This window comes from Nocardioides soli, assembly GCF_014191495.1.
Classification (GTDB): Bacteria; Actinomycetota; Actinomycetes; order Propionibacteriales; family Nocardioidaceae; genus Nocardioides; species Nocardioides soli.
On record NZ_JACHWR010000002.1, the window covers coordinates 448,332 to 467,995 of the forward strand.

Below are 19,664 nucleotides of genomic sequence, written 5' to 3' on the forward strand. Positions count from 1 at the left end.
CGCTTCGCGCCCCTTGACGACTCCTCCCGCGCGCCCGTTCGGCGCCTGTCGGAAGGACGCCGACCTGTGGTCTGGATCCTGGTCGCTCCGGCCGGTGCTTCATCAAGGGATGAGGTCGACCTCGCGCTTCCCTGGCCGAGTTCGCCCAGGGGAGCGTGGTTTGGCCGTCATCCCTTGATGAAGCTGCGGCGAGCGGTGACATGGGGGGGCGGGAGGGGCGGCCGCCCGCGGCCGCGGCGGCCGCGGCGACCATTTTCGGCGCTGCACCGCTATGACACCGCGCCCGACAGCGGCCAGGCGGTAACGGCGAGGCCCGCCTCAGCCCTCCAGTCCGAGCTTGCCCACCAGCTTGTCGCGGAAGTCGGAGACCGACAGCCTGCCGTCGAGCACCTTCACCGTCGACCAGCCGCTGAGGTCGAGGCCGGAGAGCTCGGCGAAGCGGGCCAGGTCGTCGGCGTACACGTCGACGAGCCGCTGGATGTGCTCGACGGTCGGCGCCGCGCCATCGTTGCTGGTCGGGGTCTGGTTGCGGTGCAGGCGCTCGGGGTACTTCTCGAAGCGCGGCAGCGAGAGGTGGTCGGTGAGCCGGTCGAGCACGCCCTCGGGGTCGGTCGCGATCTCGCGCAGGTCGAGCAGCAGCCACTGCTCGCGCGGGAAGAGGTCGAGGCCGCGCTCGAGCTGCTGGCCGTAGAGCCCGCGGGTGTAGAGCGAGCGGCGGCGCAGCTCGTAGGGGCTGACGCCGGCGGGGATGTCCAGGGGGAGTCGGGGGTCGGCCCACCGCTCGATGGTCTCGGGCACGTCCGGGAACTCCGGGTCGCGCGAGCGCTGCATCGACCACTGGGAGAAGGCGCGCTCCACCGGGTCGCGGAAGGTGGCGATCAGCGGCAGGTCGGCGTCGTAGCGCCGCATCCGCTCCAGGGCGTGCGGCCAGAAGAGGTACTCCGGCGTCGCGTCGCCGGCCATCGTCGGCTCGGCGCTGCGGGCCGGGCGCACGTAGTCGGAGTAGTCCGGCTGCTCCCAGTCGAGATGCTCCATCATGAACAGGCGCATCTCCTTCTCGGGTCCGCGCGCGATCAGCGGGTGGGCGGCCAGCATCATGTAGATCGTGCTGGTCGCGGCCTTCTGCACGCCGACGATCGAGAAGTTGACCGGCACCCGGTGGGGCGCCTTCTCCAGGGCCGCCAGCCGTCGGAGACGGCGGTTCTGTACGGCGTTGGGGTGGAGACGTTCGGAGCTCATCAGTCCTTCTTGCAGGAGTGGTTCGTGCCGGCTCAGCCGACGCCGGTGATGTCGGCGGCCGCGGCGGCGAGGGGGTCGTCCTTGCGGACGTCGTAGATGTGCCCGGTCTGCGGGCTGAGCAGCACGTCGAGCGAGGTCCGGGCGACGGTGAAGGAGTCGAGCAGCGAGCCGGGCGGCTCCTGGCCGAAGGCCTTCGTGCGCATCGGGGTGGCGGTCCGCTCGGGGTTGATGCAGTTGGCGCGCACCCCGTCGGCGGCCCACTCGTCGGAGAGCGCCTGGGTGAGGTTCACGGTGGCGGCCTTGGCCGAGGAGTAGAGGCTGTAGCCACTGCGGCCGCGGGTGTAGGAGCTCGACGTGAACAGCAGCAGCGAGCCCTTGGTCTCGCGCAGCAGCGGGAAGAAGACCTGGGCGATGAACACCGGCGCGAGGTAGTTGACCTCGGTGGCGTTGTAGATCGTCTCCTCGGTCGTGTCGACCAGCTCGCCGCGCGGCAGCACGCCGGCGGTGTTGACGACGTAGTCGACGCGGCCGGTCTTCTCGAGCACCTGACGCGCCGCCTCGGCGATGTCGGTCCGGCGCTCGACGTGGGTGCCGGTGCTGGACCGGCTGAACGTGAACACGTCGGCGCCCAGCCTGGTCGCGAGCTCCGCGATGTCGGCGCCGATGCCGTAGCTGCCGCCGAAGACGACCATCGTCCGGCCCGCCAGCGCGTCGCGGTAGGCGCCTTCGTCGCCCGGCGAGGGCAGGTCGTTGCTGGTCAGCTGGAAGAGCTTGTCGGCGAGGTAGACGTCGATCGGCTCGGTGACCTTCATGTTGCGGTCGTCGCCGTTGACCACCCAGATCGGGTGGTCGGGCAGGTAGCGGAGCACCACCGTGCAGTCGTCGGTGGCGACGAAGTTCGGGTCGCGGCCGGCCTCGACGTACGCCGCCTTGATCACCCCCGACCGGAATGCCTGCGGGGTCTGGCCGCGGCGCAGCGCCGCGCGCGGCGGGATCTCGCGGATGGTGTTCTCGTCGCCGACCTCGATGATCGTGTCGGCCGAGGGGATGGCGACGTCGACCGCGGGGTAGGAGTCGAGCGCCTCGAAGCACTCCTGGATGATCCGGGCCGAGACGAACGGTCGCACGGCGTCGTGGAGAAGTACGTAGCAGTCGTCGTCGCCGAGGGCGTCCAGCGCGCGCAGCGTCGTGTCGTTGCGGGTCTCGCCGCCCTCGAGGATCTGGCCGACCTTGTCGTAGCCGCCCTTCGCGACGATCGCGCGGACCGCGTCGAGGTGGCCCGGCGTCATCATGATCACGATCTCGTCGACCATCGGGTGCTCGTGCAGCGCGATCAGTGAGTGCTCGAGGATCGTGCGGCCCGCGACCTTGAGCAGCTGCTTGGGGATCTCGAGTCCGATCCGGGCCCCGACGCCTCCGGCGAGCAGGACCGCGACGCGACGCTGACGGCTCGAATCCATGCCGGATAGTGTCGCAGACGGGCCGTGGCGGGCCCGTGGTGCCCGTGCGGGCCGCAGCGCCCACCTCCGTTACAGTGCCACCCGGACTGAACGGGGCGCGTGGCACCGTCGGACGACGCCCGGGAGGTGTGGCACGTGAGCGATGGCGTGGACCTGCTCCTGCCCGCAGGCACCCGTCTCGTCCACATCGGGCCGCACAAGACCGGCAGCACCGCGGTGCAGGTGGCCTTCCACGAGGCCCGCGAGCAGCTGTCCGCCCACGGCGTCCACTACGCCGGCGCCGGACGTCGGCCGCGGCTCGCCGGCTGGTCGATCGGCCTGGCCGGCAAGAAGTACGGCGTGGCGCGCCCCCCGATCCAGCACTGGGAGGGTTTGGTCGCCGAGGTCGAGGCGGCCGGCGACCAGCGGGTCTGCATCTCCAACGAGGACTTCGGGCGGGCCACCAAGGAGCAGCGACAGCGGATCGTCGACGAGCTCGGCGGTGACCGCGTGCACGTGGTGGCCGTCGCCCGGCGCCTCGACTCCTATCTGCCCTCGCAGTGGCAGGAGCGGGTGAAGGCCGGCGTGACGCTCTCCTGGGAGGAGTGGCTGCGGATCGTCCTCGACCGCGACGCCGACGAGCGCCACTACGAGCGCATGAACGTCTGGCGCGCCCACGACGTCGGCCGCCTGCTGCGCAACTGGAGCGAGGTCGTCGGGCCGGAGCGGATCACCCTGATCGTCAACGACGGCGCGGACCGCACCCTGCTGCCCCGCACCTTCGAGCGTCTGCTCGGACTGCCCGAGGGGCTGCTCGCCCCCGACCCGTCGCAGTCGAACCCGAGCCTGTCGTGGGCCGAGGTCGAGCTGGTGCGGGCGGCCCACCGCGCCTTCGAGGAGCTCGGGGTCGACCGCCGCGAGCGCGACCCGTGGACCGCCGCCGCCCTGGTCCGCCACCTCCAGGGTGTCGATCTGCCGCGGGCCACGCCGACGACCCCGCCGTTCCCGGAGTGGGCGGCCGAGCAGGTGCGCGAGATCGGCGCCGAGCGGGCCCGAGCGGTGCGCGAGTCCGCGGTCCGGGTGATCGGGTCGCCCGACGCCCTGCTGGCGCGCGAGCCGCTGCCGGTCGGCCCGGTCGACGTACCGCCCGCGCTGCCGCAGGCCGCCGTCGCCGTCGCCGTGCAGGCGCTGGTGCGGGCGACCGTCGAGCGACTCCCCGACCTGCTCAAGGACGACACCACGCCGAACCACGAGGAGCATCGAGATGCGTGACCTGCTCCGGCGTGGCCGGGCTCGCGGGCCCGAGGCACCGGCCGCCGTCGGGATGGTCGAGGAGTTCTCCCACGAGCAGGTGCTCGGCTGGGTCTCCGTGCCCGCCGCGGCGGCGCCGACCCGGGTCGACCTCTTCCTCGGACCGCTCAAGGTGAGCTCGACGTACGCCACGGCCGACGGCGCGATGTCGCAGGCGTCGGCGAAGAAGCGCACCAAGACGCCGTCGCTGCGCCCGCCGCGCGGCGACCGCCGCAACAGCCGGGCCCAGATCCGCACGTTCTCGTTCAAGATCCACAGCCTCTGGACCTACGCCAAGCGCGGCTCGCGCCTCCGGGTCGAGGTGGACGGCCGGCCGCTGCCGATCCACGGGCACGGCATGTTCGTGAAGGCGCCTCACAGCGGCGAGCACGACCCGAAGCTGCTGGAGGAGCGGCTCGGGTCGGGCTGGGTGCTGGCGCGCACCGGCATGGTGCAGCTGTCCAAGCAGCTCAACACCGAGTGGCAGGCGGCCGTCATGGACCTCTACACCGCGGTCCGCACGATCGTGCGGGAGGAGCACGGCTACGACCTGTTCCTCACGTTCGGCACCCTCCTCGGCGCGGTCCGCGAGGGCGGCTACATCGGGCACGACAACGACTTCGACGTCGCTTACGTCTCGCGGGCGCGCACCGGCCCGGAGGCGGCCGCGGAGCTGGTGGCTCTCGGACGCACCCTGCTCGACCGCGGCTACCGCGTCGAGGCGATGAGCTCGTGCCTCCACATCGTCGACGCGGAGCGGTCCAAGTACCGCATCGACATCTTCCACACCTACCTCGACGCCGACGGCGAGCTGCGACACCCGTTCGGGTACGCCGGCACCACCCCGGTCACCGAGCGCGAGTGGCAGGGCACCCGCGAGATCGACTTCTCCGGCGGCCGCGCCCTGGTGCCCGTGCGCGCCGAGGAGCTGCTCGCCGCGCTGTACGGCGACGACTGGCGTCGGCCCAAGACCGGCTTCGACTGGAAGATCGAGCGGCGCGGCGAGGACGAGGCCGGACAGCTCACCCCCGCCCAGCGCACCACCGTCTACTGGGCCGACTACTACGCGCACAACGGCCACACCGAGGGCTCGTCGTTCGCGCAGTTCGTGCAGGACCGCCCCGACACCCCCGGCACGGTCGTCGACATCGGCTGCGGCGACGGCCGCGACTCCTTCTACTTCGGCTCGGTCGGCCGCACGGTCGTCGCGCTGGACCGCTCCGACGTCGGCGTCGCCCATGCCCGCGACCGCGCTCTCGGCGCCGGGCTCGGTGACCGGATGACCTTCGAGGTCTGCGACCTCGGCGACGCGGCCGGTCTCGGCGAGGTCCTCGACCGGGTCGACGGCCCGGTGCTCTACTACACCCGCTTCGTGCTGCACGCGATCACCGAGGACGTGCAGCAGACCCTGCTCGACGTCCTCGGCGCCAAGGCCGCGCCCGGCGACGTGCTCGCGGCGGAGTTCCGCACCGACAAGGACGCCAAGCTCCAGAAGGCGCACCCCAAGCACTACCGCCGTTACCAGAGCGCCGAGGAGTTCCTGGCCGACCTGCGCCGGCGCGGCTGGGAGATCGTCCACGAGGTCGAGTCCGACGGACTCGCCCCGTGGGGCACCGAGGACCCGGTGCTCTGCCGCGTGATCGCCCGCCGCGTCTGACCCCGGTCCGTGTGACCCACCCCACGGGTCACGCCGGTTTCCGGGTCGTGAGCCGCGGCGTACGCTCACAGCGTCAGCATCCACCTGGATCATTGAACAACGTCCGGTACCCACCCCGGCCCGCACGGACCTCGGTCCGGCGGGTGGTCGGCGGGACTGGAACGAAAGGTTCTCTCATGACGCACCACTCCGGGGAGACCGCGCTGCGCGTGGGCGTGGTCGGCGCGGGTCGGGTCGGCGCCGTGCTCGCGGCCGCGCTGGGCGCCGCGGGCCACCACATCGTGGCCGCCGCCGGTGAGTCCGACGCCTCCCGCGCCCGCATCGCCGATCTGTTGCCGGGGGTCGCAACGCGGAAGCCGACCGCCGTGGCGCGCGACTGCGACCTGCTGCTGCTGACGGTCCCCGACGACATGCTCGGCAACGTCGTCACCACGCTCAGCGACGCTGGCGCCATCCGGCTCGGACAGTACGTCGTGCACACCTCCGGCCGGCACGGCCTCGACGTGCTGGCGCCTGCGGCCGCCGTCGGCGCGCGGGTCGCCGCGATGCACCCCGCGATGACGTTCACCGGCACCGCCGTCGACCTCGACCGCCTGTCCGGAACCGTCTTCGGCCTCACCGCCGGCCCCGACGAGCGCCTGTTCGTCGAGGCGCTGGTGGCCGACCTCCTCGGACGCCCCACCTGGGTGCCCGAGGAGATGCGCACGCTGTACCACGCCGGCCTCGCACACGGCGCCAACCACCTCGTCACGCTCGTCACCCAGGCGATGGAGCTGCTTGCCGCCGCCGGCTCCGACGACCCCGCCGGCACGCTCCGCCCGCTGCTGACCGCCGCGCTCGACAACGCCCTCGAGCAGGGCGACGCCGCGCTGACCGGGCCGATCGTCCGCGGCGACGTCAACACCGTGCGCGCCCATCTCGCCGAGATCCGCGCCAACGCGCCGCTCACGCTGACCTCGTACGTCGCGCTGGCCCGCGCCACCCTGGGCCGGGCCGTGACCGACGGCCGGGTGCTGCCGATCCGCGCCGCCGCGATCACCCGGGTGCTCGACGAGGCGGAGCGCGCTGCCGCGCGCACGCCGACCCACCGATGACGACTCCCACCCTCGCGTCCACACGCGCCGAGCTCGCGAGCCTGCTCGCGGACTCCCGCGCGGGCGGTCGGCCCGTCGGCCTCGTGCCGACCATGGGCGCGCTGCACGAGGGCCACGCCAGCCTGATCCGAGCCGCGCGGGAGCGGGTGGCCCGAGATGGCGAGAGGGGGCCGGTCGTCGTCTCGATCTTCGTGAACCCGCTCCAGTTCGGGGCCGGCGAGGACCTCGACCGCTATCCCCGCACGCTCGCCGCCGACCTCGAGGTGTGCGCCCGCGAGGGCGTCGACATCGTCTTCGCGCCGAGCGTCGAGGAGGTCTACCCCGGCGGCGCCCCGCAGGTCGTCGTCGAGCCCGGCCCGGTGGCCGACCTGCTCGAGGGGCGGACCCGGCCCGGCCACTTCCGCGGCGTGCTCACCGTCGTCGCGAAGCTGTTCGGGCTGGTGCGCCCCGACGTCGCCGTCTTCGGCCAGAAGGACTACCAGCAGCTGGTGCTGGTGCGCCGGATGGTGCTCGACCTGAACATGGGCGTCGAGGTCGTCGGTGCCCCGACCGTCCGCGAGGCCGACGGGCTCGCGCTGTCCAGCCGCAACCGCTACCTCGACGCCGAGCAGCGGGACGCCGCGACCGCGCTCAGCCGGCTGCTCCGGGTCGCGCAGCACGCCGCGGAGTACGGCCCGGCCAGCGCCCTGGCCGCCGCCCGCGCCGAGCTGCGCGCCGCCCAGGGGGTGGACCTCGACTACCTGGTGGTCACCGACCCCGACCTGGGCGAGCTGCCGCCCCACGTACCTCCCGGGACCGAGGCCCGGATCCTGGTGGCCGCCCGCGTCGGCACCACCCGGCTGATCGACAACCTGCCGCTCGTGATCGGACGGGTGGCCGCAACCGAGGAGGAGTCCTGATGCTCCGCACGATGATGAAGAGCAAGATCCACCGCGCCACGGTGACCCAGGCCGACCTGCACTACGTCGGCTCGGTCACCGTCGACGAGGACCTGCTCGACGCGGCCGACCTGCTGCCCGGTGAGCTCGTGCATATCGTCGACATCACCAACGGCGCCCGGCTCGAGACCTACACGATCGCGGGGGAGCGCGGCTCCGGGGTGATCGGCATCAACGGCGCGGCGGCCCGCCTCGTGCACCCCGGCGACCTGGTCATCCTGATCGGCTACGGCCAGATGGAGACCGCCGAGGCCAGGGAGCACCAGCCGCACGTGGTCTTCGTCGACGCCGACAACCGGATCCTGGCGACCGGCTTCGACCCGGCCGAGGCGGTCGACGGCTCGGGCCTGACGCGCGGCGACCGACTCGCCAACCGGTAGCCTTCGCCAGTGCCCACCGCCCCCGTCCGACGTGTGCCCGGGCGCCTGCTCGCCCCGGCACCCGGCTGGACCACCACCGCCGACGTCGTCGTCGTCGGCTCCGGTATCGCGGGGCTGACGGCCGCACTGCGACTGCGGGGACAGGTCGGGAAGATCCTGGTCGTCACCAAGGACGTGCTCGCGGCCGGCTCGACCCAGTGGGCCCAGGGTGGCATCGCCGCGGCGCTCGGCCCGGGGGACACGCCCGCCGAGCACCTCGTCGACACCCTGGTCGCCGGGGCCGGCGCCTGCGACCGCGACGCGGTCGAGGTGCTGGTGACCGAGGGGCCGGACGCCGTACGCGAGCTGATCGCCCTGGGCACCAACTTCGACCACGACCCGAACGGCGAGCTCTCGCTGACCCGCGAGGGCGGCCACCACCGCGACCGGATCGCCCACGCCGGCGGCGACGCCACGGGCGCCGAGATCCAGCGGGCGCTGATCGCCGCGATCGCGCAGACTCCGGAGATCGAGGTCATCCAGCACGCGCTCGCCGTCGACCTCCTGCTCGCCGACGACGGCGGGGTCGCGGGCCTCACGCTGCACGTGATGGGCGAGGGCCAGCGCGACGGCGTCGGGGCCGTGCTGTGCCGCGCGGTCGTGCTCGCCAGCGGCGGCCTCGGCCAGGTCTTCGCCCAGACGACCAACCCGTCGGTCTCGACCGGCGACGGCATGGCGGTGGCGCTGCGCGCCGGCGCGGTGCTGCGCGACCTGGAGTTCGTGCAGTTCCACCCGACGGTGATGTACCTCGGCGCCGACTCGCGCGGCCAGCAGCCGCTGATCTCCGAGGCGGTGCGCGGCGAGGGCGGCTTCCTCGTCGACTGGGACGGCGACCGCCTCATGCAGGGCGTCCACGAGCTCGGCGACCTGGCCCCGCGCGACGTCGTCGCGAAGGCGATCACCCGCCGCATGGACGAGACCGGCAAGCCGCACCTGTGGCTCGACGCCCGGCACCTGGGCCGCGCCTTCTGGGAGCGGCGGTTCCCGACGATCCTCGCGACCTGCCGCCGCCACGGCGTCGACCCGGTCACCGACCTGATCCCGGTCGCCCCGGCCTGCCACTACGCCTCCGGCGGGGTGCGCACCGACCTGTGGGGACGCAGCAACGTCCCGGGCCTCTACGCCACCGGCGAGGTCGCCTGCTCCGGCGTCCACGGCGCCAACCGGCTCGCCTCCAACTCCCTGCTCGAGGGGCTGGTCTTCTCGCGGCGGATCGCGACCGTGCTGCCCGAGGAGCTGCGCCCGCTGCGGCCGCCCGCGCCCGACACCCGCACGGCCGGCCTGGTGCCGGGCGAGGTGCGCCGGGAGCTCCAGGAGGTGATGACCGCGCGCGCCGGGGTGCTGCGCAGCGCCGACGGGCTCGCCGACGGGCTCGGCCACCTCGACAAGCTCGCCGGCGTCGCGGCCGAGAGCGTCGACCAGGAGTCCTGGGAGACCACCAACCTGCTCACGATCAGCACCGCGCTCGCCGACGCCGCCGCGCTGCGCGAGGAGACCCGCGGGTCGCACTGGCGGGAGGACTTCCCCGAGCGCGACGACGCCCGTTTCGCCGGCCACCTCGACGTCGTGATGCGCGACGGCGCGAGCACGCTGGCCTTCACCCCGGCCCCAGCCACGGACGGAGCCTGATGCCCACCCCGTACGACGACGAGCTGCGCGCCGCCGGACTCGACCCCGACGCGGTGCTCGCCCAGATCCGCGCCGCACTGGCCGAGGACCTGCCCGGGGACGACGTCACGAGCGTCGCCACGATCTCGACCGAGGCCCGGGGGAGCGGCGTCTTCGCCGCCCGCGAGGCCGGTGTGGTCGCGGGCCTGGGCGTCGCCGCGCTGGTCTTCCACGAGGTCATGGGCGACGCCGTCGAGGTCACCGACCGGGTCGCCGACGGCACCCGGGTGGTGCCGGGCGACGTCGTCATGCGCGTGTCCGGCCCGACCCGCGGGCTGCTCACCGCCGAGCGCACCGCGCTCAACTACGCCAGCCACCTCTCGGGCGTCGCGACCGCCACCTCGCACTGGGTCGACGCGCTCGCCGGCACCCGCGCCCGGGTGCTCGACACCCGCAAGACACTGCCGACCTTCCGCGCGCTGCAGAAGTACGCCGTGCGCTGCGGCGGCGGCGTCAACCACCGGTTCAGCCTCAGCGACCGGGCGATGGTGAAGGACAACCACGTGGTCGCGGCCGGCGGCGTGGTGCCGGCGTACGACGCGGTGCGGGCGGCGTACCCGGACCTGCGGGTCGAGGTCGAGGTCACCGACCTCGACGAGCTGCGCGAGCTGCTCGAGGCGGGCTGCACCGAGATCCTGCTCGACAACATGGACTCCGCGACGATGGCCGAGGCGGTGCGCATCGCCGGGGGCCGGGCGACGCTCGAGGCCTCCGGGGGCCTGACGATCGAGCGGGCCCGGGAGGTCGCCGAGACCGGCGTCGACTTCATCTCGGTCGGCGCGCTCACCCACTCGGTCAAGGTCTTCGACCTCGGGCTCGACCTGTCGGAGGGTTGATGGCGCTGCTCGCGGCCGACATCGGCAACAGCCACACGGTGCTGGGGCTGGTCGACGACGGGCAGGTCCGCGCCGACTGGCGGGTCGCCACGGAGGAGCGGCGTACCTCCGACGAGTGGGCGGTGCTGCTGCGCGGGCTGCTGGCGGACGCCCCTGCCGGCGACGTCGACGGCATCGCGGTCTGCGCGACGGTGCCCGCGGTGCTGCACGAGTGGCGGGAGATGCTGGCCCGACACTTCGCCGGGGTGCCCACGGTCGTGGTCGAGCCCGGCGTCCGCACCGGCATCCCCGTGCTGATGGACAACCCGCGCGAGGTCGGCAGCGACCGCATCATGAACGCCCTCGCGGCCGCCCGCGACTACGGCGGCCCCGCGATCGTGGTCGACTTCCGCGGCACGGCGACGACGTTCGAGGTCGTCAACGAGCAGGACCAGTACGTCGGCGGCGCGATCGCGCCGGGCATCGAGATCTCCCTGGAGGCACTGGGCCGCCGGGGCGCGCAGCTGCGCAAGGTCGAGCTCGCCCGGCCCCGGTCGGTGATCGCCAGGAACACCGTCGAGGCGCTGCAGTCGGGGATGGTCTTCGGCGTGGCCAGCCAGGTCGAGGGCATCGTCGGCCGGATGATCGAGGAGCTCGGCGCGCCCGTCGAGGACGTCACCGTGATCGCGACCGGCTATCTCGCGCCCCTGGTCGTCGACGACTGCCGGTGCTTCACCGCGCACGATCCCTGGCTGACCCTGCGCGGGCTCGAGCTGGTCTTCGCCCGCAACCGGTGACCCGCCGGTGGCTCCGGTAGACTGCCGCGCGATCGGCCGGGGGGATCATCGTGGAGCGCCCCGAGAAGAAGACGAAGCGGAGACGGCGTGGCGCGATACGACACCCATGTGGATATGGCCAACCGGAACGTGAGCCATACCCAGATCGTCGAACTCGTCGGCACCCACAAGCGCGTGCTCGATGTCGGCTGCGCCACCGGCTACGTCGCGAGCGGTCTCGCGGCGCGCAACTGCAAGGTCTGGGGCGTCGACATCGACGCGGAGGCCGCTGAGCAGGCGCGGCCGCTCCTCGAGGAGCTGGTCATCGCCGACCTCGAGACCGAGCCCCTCACCGACCACTTCGACAAGGGCAGTTTCGACGCCGTCGTCTTCGGCGACGTCCTCGAGCACCTGGTCGACCCGGTCCGGGCGCTGCGTGACGCCGTGTCCCTCCTGGCCGAGGGCGGTCGCATCGTCGTCTCGATCCCCAACGTCACCCACGGCTCGCTGCGGCTGGCGCTGCTCCGTGGGCAGTGGACCTACACCCAGGTCGGCCTCCTCGACGAGACGCACGTGCGCTTCTTCGACCGCGCCGGCGTCGCCAAGCTCTTCGCCAGCGCCGGCCTGACCATCGAGCACCTCCGGGGCGTGACCATCGACCCGCTGTCGAGCGAGGTCGACGTCCGCCCCGACGAGCTGCCGCCCGGCTTCATCGAGTGGGTGCGCGACCAGCCGGACTCGTTCGTCTACCAGTTCGTGGCGAGCGCCCACCCGACCCAGCCCGAGGACACCGCGGAGCTGCCCGAGCTGGTGCCGGTGATCCCGGTTCAGGAGATCCGCGAGTCCGACGAGTACGCGCGTCGCTACCAAGAGGAGGTCTCGACGCGGCAGCACGTCCAGAACCTCGCCGACATCGGGGCGGCACAGACCACCGCGCTGCGCCACGAGCTGCTGATCGTGCGGGATCACATCCTCGGCCTGGAGGCCGAGGCCGCCAGCGGCCGCCAGCGCGCCGCCCGGCTCAAGCGCGAGCTCGAGGCGTCCCAGCGCAGGCTCCAGGCCCGCACCAAGCGGCTGGCGAAGACCCGGCGGCGGATCCGGGCGCTGCGGCGCAAGCTACGGCTGGCCGAGCGGGCGGAGCGTGACCTGCGCGCCTCCCGCTCCTGGCGGGTGGGCCGCGCGGTGACGAGCCCCGGCCGGATCTTCCGCCGCGGTGCCTGAGATGGCCGCGCCGTACTTCTCGATCCTGACTCCGGTCTACAACCCGGGGGTCGGCGTGCTGCAGGAGATGATCGACTCCGTCACCGCGCAGTCGTTCACCGACTGGGAGCTGGTCCTCGTCGACGACCTGTCGCCCGATGCAGGGGTGCGCGACGTCCTGCGCGCGGCGGCGGCCGCCGACAGCCGGATCCGGGTCGTGGAGCGCGAGACCAACGGCGGGATATGCGCCGCGTCCAACGACGCGGTCGACGTCGCGCGCGGTGAATTCCTGGCCCTGCTCGACCACGACGACCTGCTCACGGCGGACGCGTTGAAGCAGATGCACGCTGCCATCCAGCGTGAGCCCGAGGTCGACTACCTCTACTCCGACGAGGACAAGATCGACGAGGACGGCAACCGCTTCTCGCTGTTCCGTAAGCCGCCGTGGTCGCCGGAGCGGTTCCGCGCACAGATGTACACCTGCCATCTCTCCGTGCTGCGGGCTTCCTTGGTCCGGGAGGTCGGTGCCTTCCGGCTCGGCTTCGACGGCTCGCAGGATCACGACCTCGTGCTGCGGGTCACCGAGCGGGCCCGCCGCGTCGTGCACGTCCCCGAGGTGCTCTACCACTGGCGGGCGATCGCGTCCTCGACCGCGGCGTCGGCGGAGGCCAAGCCGTACGCCGTCGACGCGCGCGTCCGCGCCGTCCGTGACCACCTCGAGCGGACCGGGATCAAGGCCACGACGTACCTCGAGCCGCGCACCGGGTCCGTGCTGCTGCGCCGCGAGCTCGATCCTGACTCGCTCGTCAGCATCGTTATCCCGACGAGGGGCACCAGCCGTCGGGTGTGGGGGCGCACCCGCGTCCTGGTGGTCGAGGCCGTCCGGTCGGTCCTCGAGAAGGGCGGCCACGAGAACGTCGAGCTGGTCGTCGTCCACGACGAGTCGACGCCTGACGGCGTCCTCGCCGAGCTGCGCGAGGTGGCAGGCGACCGTCTCAAGCTCGTGCCGTACGACGCCCCGTTCAACTTCAGCGAGAAGTGCAACCTGGGCGTGCTCGCTGCGTCGGGCGACCTGCTCGTCATCCTCAACGACGACATCGAGCTGATCACCGACAACTTCCTTCCGGACCTCGTCGGTCCGATCCTCGAGCCGGGCGTCGGGCTGACCGGGGCGAACCTCCGGTTCGCCGACACGACGGCGCAGCATGTCGGCCTGGTGTTCAAGAACTGCCACGTGATCCATGCGTTCCCACGGACGGCTCTCGACGACCCGGGCCACTTCGCCGCCCTCGTGATCAATCGGGAGGTCTCGGGAGTCACGGGTGCCTGCATCGCCGTCACCAGGGAGACCTACGAGCGTGCCGGAGGCATGACGGAGACGCTGCCGGTCAACTTCAATGACGTCGACTTCTCCCTCAAGATCGCCCATCTGGGGCTGCGCATCGTGTGGGTGTCGACCGCGAGGGCCTTCCACTTCGAGTCGCAGACCCGGGTGGCGAAGGTGGAGCCCTGGGAGCGGGACCGCTTGCTCCGTCGGTGGGACATCCCCCGCAACGACCCGTACCTGCCGGGCGTGTCGTGACCGATCCCGAGACCTGAGAGGGCGGCCCCTTCCCGGAAGCGCCCTGCCACGGAGGTCTTCGCATCCGGTCTGGCCGCGTCCGCCTATCCGAGCTGTCCGCTGAGCACGGCCGACGCGGCCGTCGGCCGGCGGTTCCAGCCGCGATATGTGCAGTCGGATCCTGGTGCTGGCGGGGGGTCTCTTCCGTGAATGAGGGACCTGAAGAATCCCGGTGAACCGAGTTCAGACGGGAACACACAGTGCGGGCTGCCCGATCGCCTAGGCCGTCGCTCCGGAGACTCGGATTTGACGATATGTGACCGGAATCGACGCGCCGGGGTGACGCCCTCAGCGAGGGGGCTGAGTGGTGGAAGGTCGACGGGTTGGCCGTTGACCCCGAAAAAGCATATGGATCATCCGCAGCGTGTCCTTCGCCTTGCTCGCATGGTGGAACGTCCGCTTCCCTCTCGGCCCGGTTCGGCGGGGTGTGATCAACGTGAGACGGCGGGCGGGTCGGGACCTCGGTTGCGAAGTATTGGTCGACGCATGTGGGAATTGCGGCGCAGGCGTGCAAGAATTGTGCCTGAATTCGCTTCCGTTTAATGAGAAATCTCCGGCCGGGCAGCTGGTCGAAGATGCTGCTCGGCGGTACCGACGAATCCTCATTCACAGAAGCGAGTGTGACGAATGGCGCAGAAGATCCACATTGTTCTCGAAGACGACCTCGACGGCAGCGAGGCGACGCAGACGATCTCGTTCGGCCTCGACGGCACCTCGTACGAGATCGACCTCAACGACAAGAACGCCGACAAGCTGCGCGGCCTGCTCGCGCCGTACGTCGGCCATGGCCGCAAGGTCGGTGCCGCTCCGCGCCGGGGCGGGCGCCGGTCCGCCGCGAGCAGCGGCGGCCCCAGCGCGAAGGAGATCCGTGAGTGGGCGCGGGCCAACGGCCACGACGTCCCCGACCGGGGTCGCGTGTCGGCCGAGGTCCGTTCAGCCTACGACGCAGCCCACTGAGTTTGGCCTGATCTCGGCGGCGGCCCGCGCCTGGGCGGGGCCGCCGCCGAGTGCTGTTCGCTCTGAGCGGACTGAATAGGCCCCCACCGGGGAACGCGTAGGCTGTGTGCGGGGTTGATGACCTACGTAGCCCCACCGAAAGCCTGTAGGAGAGATACGCATGTTCGAGCGGTTCACTGACCGAGCCCGCCGGGTGGTCGTGCTGGCCCAGGAAGAGGCCCGCATGCTCTCCCACAACTACATCGGCACCGAGCACATCCTGCTCGGCCTCATCCACGAGGGTGAGGGTGTCGCCGCGAAGGCGCTCGAAAGCCTGGACATCTCGCTCGAGGCGGTGCGCGCGCAGGTCGAGGAGATCATCGGCCAGGGCCAGCAGGCGCCCAGCGGCCACATCCCGTTCACCCCGCGCGCCAAGAAGGTGCTCGAGCTGTCCCTGCGCGAGGCGCTGCAGCTCGGCCACTCCTACATCGGCACCGAGCACATCCTGCTCGGCCTGATCCGCGAGGGTGAGGGTGTCGCCGCCCAGGTGCTGCAGAAGCTCGGCGCCGACCTCAACCGGGTCCGCCAGCAGGTCATCCAGCTGCTCTCGGGCTTCCAGGGCAAGGAGGCGGCCGGCGCCGGCGCCACCACGGGTGGCTCGCAGAGCGACGCCCCGTCGTCCTCGCTCGTGCTCGACCAGTTCGGCCGCAACCTCACCCAGGACGCCCGCGAGGGCAAGCTGGATCCGGTGATCGGCCGCGAGCAGGAGATCGAGCGGGTCATGCAGATCCTCTCGCGGCGTACGAAGAACAACCCGGTCCTCATCGGCGAGCCCGGCGTCGGCAAGACGACGATCGTCGAGGGCCTGGCCCAGGACATCGTCAAGGGCAACGTGCCCGAGACGCTCAAGGACAAGCAGATCTACACGCTCGACCTGGGCGCCCTGGTGGCCGGCTCGCGCTACCGCGGTGACTTCGAGGAGCGCCTGAAGAAGGTGCTCAAGGAGATCCGCACCCGCGGCGACATCGTGCTGTTCATCGACGAGATCCACACCCTCGTCGGGGCCGGTGCGGCCGAGGGCGCGATCGACGCGGCCAGCATCCTCAAGCCGATGCTGGCCCGCGGCGAGCTGCAGACCATCGGCGCGACCACCCTCGACGAGTACCGCAAGTACCTCGAGAAGGACGCCGCGCTGGAGCGCCGCTTCCAGCCGATCCAGGTCGCCGAGCCCTCGATCGCGCACACGATCGAGATGCTCAAGGGCCTGCGCGACCGCTACGAGGCGCACCACCGCGTCACCATCACCGACGAGGCGCTGGTCTCGGCGGCGACGCTGGCCGACCGCTACATCTCCGACCGCTTCCTGCCCGACAAGGCGATCGACCTGATCGACGAGGCCGGCTCGCGGCTGCGGATCCGCCGGATGACGGCGCCCGCCGACCTGCGCGAGTACGACGACAAGATCGGCGAGGTCCGTCAGCGCAAGGAGGCCGCGATCGACGGCCAGGACTTCGAGGCCGCCGCGCGCCTGCGCGACGAGGAGAAGCAGCTCATCCTGAAGAAGTCCGAGCGCGAGAAGCAGTGGCGCGCGGGCGACATGGACGAGGTCGCGGAGGTCGACGAGGAGCTGATCGCCGAGGTGCTCGCCGTGGCGACCGGCATCCCGATCGTGAAGCTCTCCGAGGAGGAGTCGACCCGGCTGCTCAAGATGGAGGACGAGCTCCACAAGCGGGTCATCGGCCAGGACGAGGCGGTCAAGGCGCTGTCGCGCGCGATCCGGCGTACCCGCGCCGGCCTGAAGGACCCGAAGCGGCCCGGCGGCTCGTTCATCTTCGCCGGCCCGTCCGGTGTCGGTAAGACCTGGCTGTCCAAGACGCTCGCGGAGTTCCTCTTCGGCGACGAGGACGCGCTGATCCAGCTCGACATGTCGGAGTTCGGCGAGAAGCACACCGTCTCGCGGCTCTTCGGCTCGCCTCCGGGCTACGTCGGCTACGAGGAGGGCGGCCAGCTCACCGAGAAGGTGCGCCGCAAGCCGTTCTCGGTCGTGCTCTTCGACGAGGTCGAGAAGGCGCACCCCGACATCTTCAACAGCCTGCTGCAGATCCTCGAGGAGGGTCGCCTGACCGACTCGCAGGGCCGGGTGGTCGACTTCAAGAACACCGTCATCATCATGACCACCAACCTCGGCACCAAGGACATCGCCAAGGGCGTCAACCTCGGCTTCGCCGGCGGTGCTGGTGGCCCCGGCGACTACGACCGGATGAAGAACAAGGTGCAGGACGAGCTCAAGCAGCACTTCCGCCCGGAGTTCCTCAACCGCGTCGACGAGATCATCGTGTTCCCGCCGCTGTCGCAGGAGCAGATCGTCCACATGGTCGACAACATGATCGCGTCGGTCGAGGTCCGCCTGAAGGACCGCGACATGCGGATCGAGCTCACCCAGGCCGCGAAGAACCTGCTCGCCGAGCGGGGCTTCGACCCGGTCCTGGGCGCCCGCCCGCTGCGTCGTACCGTCCAGCGCGAGATCGAGGACGTGCTCGCCGAGAAGATGCTGTACGGCGAGGTCGGCCCCGGCCAGATCGTGCTGGTCGACGTGGAGGGCGAGGGTCCGGCCGCGTCGTTCACCTTCCACGGCCAGAAGGTCGGCGAGCTGCCCGACCTGCCGCCGTTCGAGACCGCCGAGGTCTCCGCGACCGAGCCCTCCCTCGAGGGCCCGGACGACTCCGACAGCGGCAGCGACGTCCCGCGCAGCGCCGAGTAGCCGAGTCGGCGCCAAATCACCCGCGAGTCGGCGCCAGATTGCACCTGACGGATGCGATCTGGCGCCGACTCGGCATTTCAGGGCAGGGCGTAGGTGTCGGGGCCGACGTGGGCGACCAGGCCGTCCTCGATGAGTGAGGCCAGGCAGCGGATCCGCTGGCCATCCTCCGACCAGGCGGCGTCGAGCCGGGAGCGGTGCACCGGGCCGTCGGTGTCGCGCAGCACCGCGAGCAGCCGGCCCCGGCACTGGCGGTCCGTGCCGGCCCAGGTCTGCACCTTGCGGGGCGGGCCGTCGTACGCCGGGTGGCCGGCCGACCGCCAGGCGCACCGGTCGGCGACCGGGCAGTCGTGGCAGCGCGGGCCGGCGGCCGTGCACACCAGCGCGCCGAGCTCCATCACGGCGACCGACCAGGTTGCGGCGGTGGCGTCCTCGTCGGGAAGCACCTCGAGCGCGACCTCCCGCTCGGCCTTCGTCACCGACGGCGACGGGAACTCCACGCCCTGGATGACCCGGGCGAACACCCGCCGCACGTTGGTGTCCAGCACCACGTGGCGCCGACCGTGCGCGAAGCTGGCGATCGCGGCCGCGGTGTAGTCGCCGATGCCGGGCAGTGCCCGCAGTTCGTCGTACGCCGCGGGCACCTCGCCGCCGTGCTGCTCGACGATCGCGGTGGCCGCGGCGTGCAGGCGCAGCGCGCGCCGCGGGTAGCCGAGCCGGCCCCAGGCGCGCACCGCCTCGCCGGTCGGCTCCGCGGCCAGGTCGGCCGGCGCCGGCCAGCGGCGCAGCCACTCCTGGTGCACGGGCAGCACCCGGCTGACCGGGGTCTGCTGGAGCATGAACTCGGAGACCATCACCGACCACGGCGAGGCGTCGGGCCCGCGCCAGGGCAACTCGCGGGCATGCTCGTCGTACCACCGCAGGATCGGTTCGTGCAGCTCACTCATGTCGCCGCCATTGTCCCCGGTGTGGCACCGCCACCGCGGGCGGGCCGCTCACTAGCGTTGGGGCATGCCTGCCCTGACCCGTGGTCCGCTGCCGGCCCGGGTCTACTGGGTACGCCGGATCCTGGTGCTCGGCACCGCCGTCCTGCTCGTGGTGGCGATCGCCCGGCTGCTCGGCGGCGGCAGCGACGCCAAGGACGGCGCCGACGACGCGGCGGAGCTCTCCGCCGACACGTCCTCCGCCCCGGCCGTGACCGGCGGCACCGGTCCGGTCACACCGGGGGAGACCCGCACCAAGAAGAAGCGGCCCGGCAAGGGCAAACAGACCAGCACGGCCCCCGTGCTCGCGGCGCCGACCGGCCCGTGTGTCGGCTCCGACATCGCCGTCACGCCCAAGGTCGGCAACGCCGTGGGCGGCCGTGACGTGATGATCGTGCTGCAGCTGCGCACGATCACCGCGGAGGCCTGCACCTGGCGGGTCACTCCCCGTGCGCTGACCGTGAACATCACCTCGGGCAAGGACCCGATCTGGAGCAGCCGCCAGTGCCCACAGGCCGTCCCGCGTCGTGACGTCGTCGTCCGCAAGGCCGTCACCACGAACGTCGGACTCGTGTGGAAGCAGGCCAAGCGCTCCGGCAGCACGTGCATGGTGGGCACCGCCTGGGCGATGCCCGGCTGGTACCACGTCACGGCGGCAGCCCTCGGGGGTGAGCCGTCGGACGTGCAGTTCGAGCTGAAGACCCCGGCGGCCGCGACCGTGACCGTGACGGCGACCCCGAAGAACCAGCCGAAGAACCAGCCGAAGAACCAGCCCAAGAAGAAGCCGGGTCAGTCTCCGTCGGGCGCGGTCGAGCCGGACTGAGGGCTGCG

The 19,664-nt window shown here is 71.9% G+C and carries 16 protein-coding genes; 13 read left to right on the forward strand and 3 right to left on the reverse strand.

From position 1 onward, the window contains the following. Positions 1 to 318: 318 nt before the first annotated feature. Both FHU40_RS12640 and FHU40_RS12645 read right to left on the reverse strand, forming a co-directional pair. Complete coding sequence (locus FHU40_RS12640) at positions 319 to 1,239, reverse strand: sulfotransferase family protein (protein WP_183592681.1); 921 nt, start codon at positions 1,237 to 1,239, stop codon at positions 319 to 321. Between the two features lie 32 nt (positions 1,240 to 1,271). Beyond that, positions 1,272 to 2,699: a bifunctional cytidylyltransferase/SDR family oxidoreductase gene (locus FHU40_RS12645; protein ID WP_183592682.1), complete on the reverse strand. Its 1,428-nt coding sequence runs from the start codon at positions 2,697 to 2,699 to the stop codon at positions 1,272 to 1,274. Positions 2,700 to 2,834: 135 nt separating this feature from the next. Between FHU40_RS12645 and FHU40_RS12650 the strand changes: the two genes are divergently transcribed. The 12 genes from FHU40_RS12650 to FHU40_RS12705 all read left to right on the forward strand — a co-directional run bounded on the left by FHU40_RS12650 (position 2,835) and on the right by FHU40_RS12705 (position 17,853). After that, on the forward strand, positions 2,835 to 3,950 hold the full coding sequence (locus FHU40_RS12650) for a hypothetical protein (protein ID WP_183592683.1): 1,116 nt from the start codon (positions 2,835 to 2,837) through the stop codon (positions 3,948 to 3,950). Next, a complete protein-coding gene (locus FHU40_RS12655) occupies positions 3,943 to 5,625 on the forward strand; it encodes a class I SAM-dependent methyltransferase (RefSeq protein ID WP_183592684.1) in 1,683 nt (560 codons plus the stop codon). Before FHU40_RS12650 ends, FHU40_RS12655 begins: the two co-directional genes overlap by 8 nt. A 176-nt stretch (positions 5,626 to 5,801) precedes the next feature. Continuing rightward, positions 5,802 to 6,719, forward strand: a complete 918-nt coding sequence (locus tag FHU40_RS12660) for a Rossmann-like and DUF2520 domain-containing protein (protein ID WP_183592685.1) — start codon at positions 5,802 to 5,804, stop codon at positions 6,717 to 6,719. After that, entirely contained in the window at positions 6,716 to 7,618 is a 903-nt protein-coding gene (gene panC / locus FHU40_RS12665; protein ID WP_183592686.1) for a pantoate--beta-alanine ligase, read from the forward strand. Before FHU40_RS12660 ends, panC begins: the two co-directional genes overlap by 4 nt. Next, entirely contained in the window at positions 7,618 to 8,037 is a 420-nt protein-coding gene (gene panD / locus FHU40_RS12670) for an aspartate 1-decarboxylase (RefSeq protein WP_183592687.1), read from the forward strand. Before panC ends, panD begins: the two co-directional genes overlap by 1 nt. Positions 8,038 to 8,046: 9 nt before the next feature. After that, the gene (locus tag FHU40_RS12675) at positions 8,047 to 9,705 is read left to right on the forward strand and encodes an L-aspartate oxidase (protein WP_252275028.1); all 1,659 of its coding nucleotides are present in this window, start codon (positions 8,047 to 8,049) and stop codon (positions 9,703 to 9,705) included. Further along, complete coding sequence (gene nadC / locus FHU40_RS12680; protein ID WP_183592688.1) at positions 9,705 to 10,580, forward strand: carboxylating nicotinate-nucleotide diphosphorylase; 876 nt, start codon at positions 9,705 to 9,707, stop codon at positions 10,578 to 10,580. The genes FHU40_RS12675 and nadC overlap by 1 nt, the downstream gene beginning before the upstream one ends. Next, complete coding sequence (locus FHU40_RS12685; RefSeq protein WP_183592689.1) at positions 10,580 to 11,356, forward strand: type III pantothenate kinase; 777 nt, start codon at positions 10,580 to 10,582, stop codon at positions 11,354 to 11,356. The genes nadC and FHU40_RS12685 overlap by 1 nt, the downstream gene beginning before the upstream one ends. 114 nt (positions 11,357 to 11,470) lie before the next feature. Further along, on the forward strand, positions 11,471 to 12,556 hold the full coding sequence (locus FHU40_RS12690) for a class I SAM-dependent methyltransferase (protein WP_183592690.1): 1,086 nt from the start codon (positions 11,471 to 11,473) through the stop codon (positions 12,554 to 12,556). A gap of 1 nt (position 12,557) precedes the next feature. Beyond that, entirely contained in the window at positions 12,558 to 14,117 is a 1,560-nt protein-coding gene (locus FHU40_RS12695) for a glycosyltransferase family 2 protein (protein WP_183593781.1), read from the forward strand. A 666-nt stretch (positions 14,118 to 14,783) separates the two neighbouring features. Further along, positions 14,784 to 15,113, forward strand: a complete 330-nt coding sequence (locus tag FHU40_RS12700) for a histone-like nucleoid-structuring protein Lsr2 (protein ID WP_183592691.1) — start codon at positions 14,784 to 14,786, stop codon at positions 15,111 to 15,113. Between the two features lie 160 nt (positions 15,114 to 15,273). Further along, positions 15,274 to 17,853 (forward strand): ATP-dependent Clp protease ATP-binding subunit, encoded by a 2,580-nt coding sequence (locus FHU40_RS12705; protein WP_183592692.1) that lies wholly within the window; start codon positions 15,274 to 15,276, stop codon positions 17,851 to 17,853. Between the two features lie 77 nt (positions 17,854 to 17,930). Here FHU40_RS12705 and FHU40_RS12710 read toward each other — a convergent pair whose 3' ends face one another. Continuing rightward, a complete protein-coding gene (locus FHU40_RS12710) occupies positions 17,931 to 18,797 on the reverse strand; it encodes an HhH-GPD family protein (protein WP_183592693.1) in 867 nt (288 codons plus the stop codon). A gap of 64 nt (positions 18,798 to 18,861) precedes the next feature. Here FHU40_RS12710 and FHU40_RS12715 point away from each other — a divergent pair, with 64 nt between their 5' ends. After that, the gene (locus FHU40_RS12715) at positions 18,862 to 19,656 is read left to right on the forward strand and encodes a hypothetical protein (RefSeq protein ID WP_183592694.1); all 795 of its coding nucleotides are present in this window, start codon (positions 18,862 to 18,864) and stop codon (positions 19,654 to 19,656) included. The last annotated feature ends 8 nt before the right edge of the window (positions 19,657 to 19,664 follow it).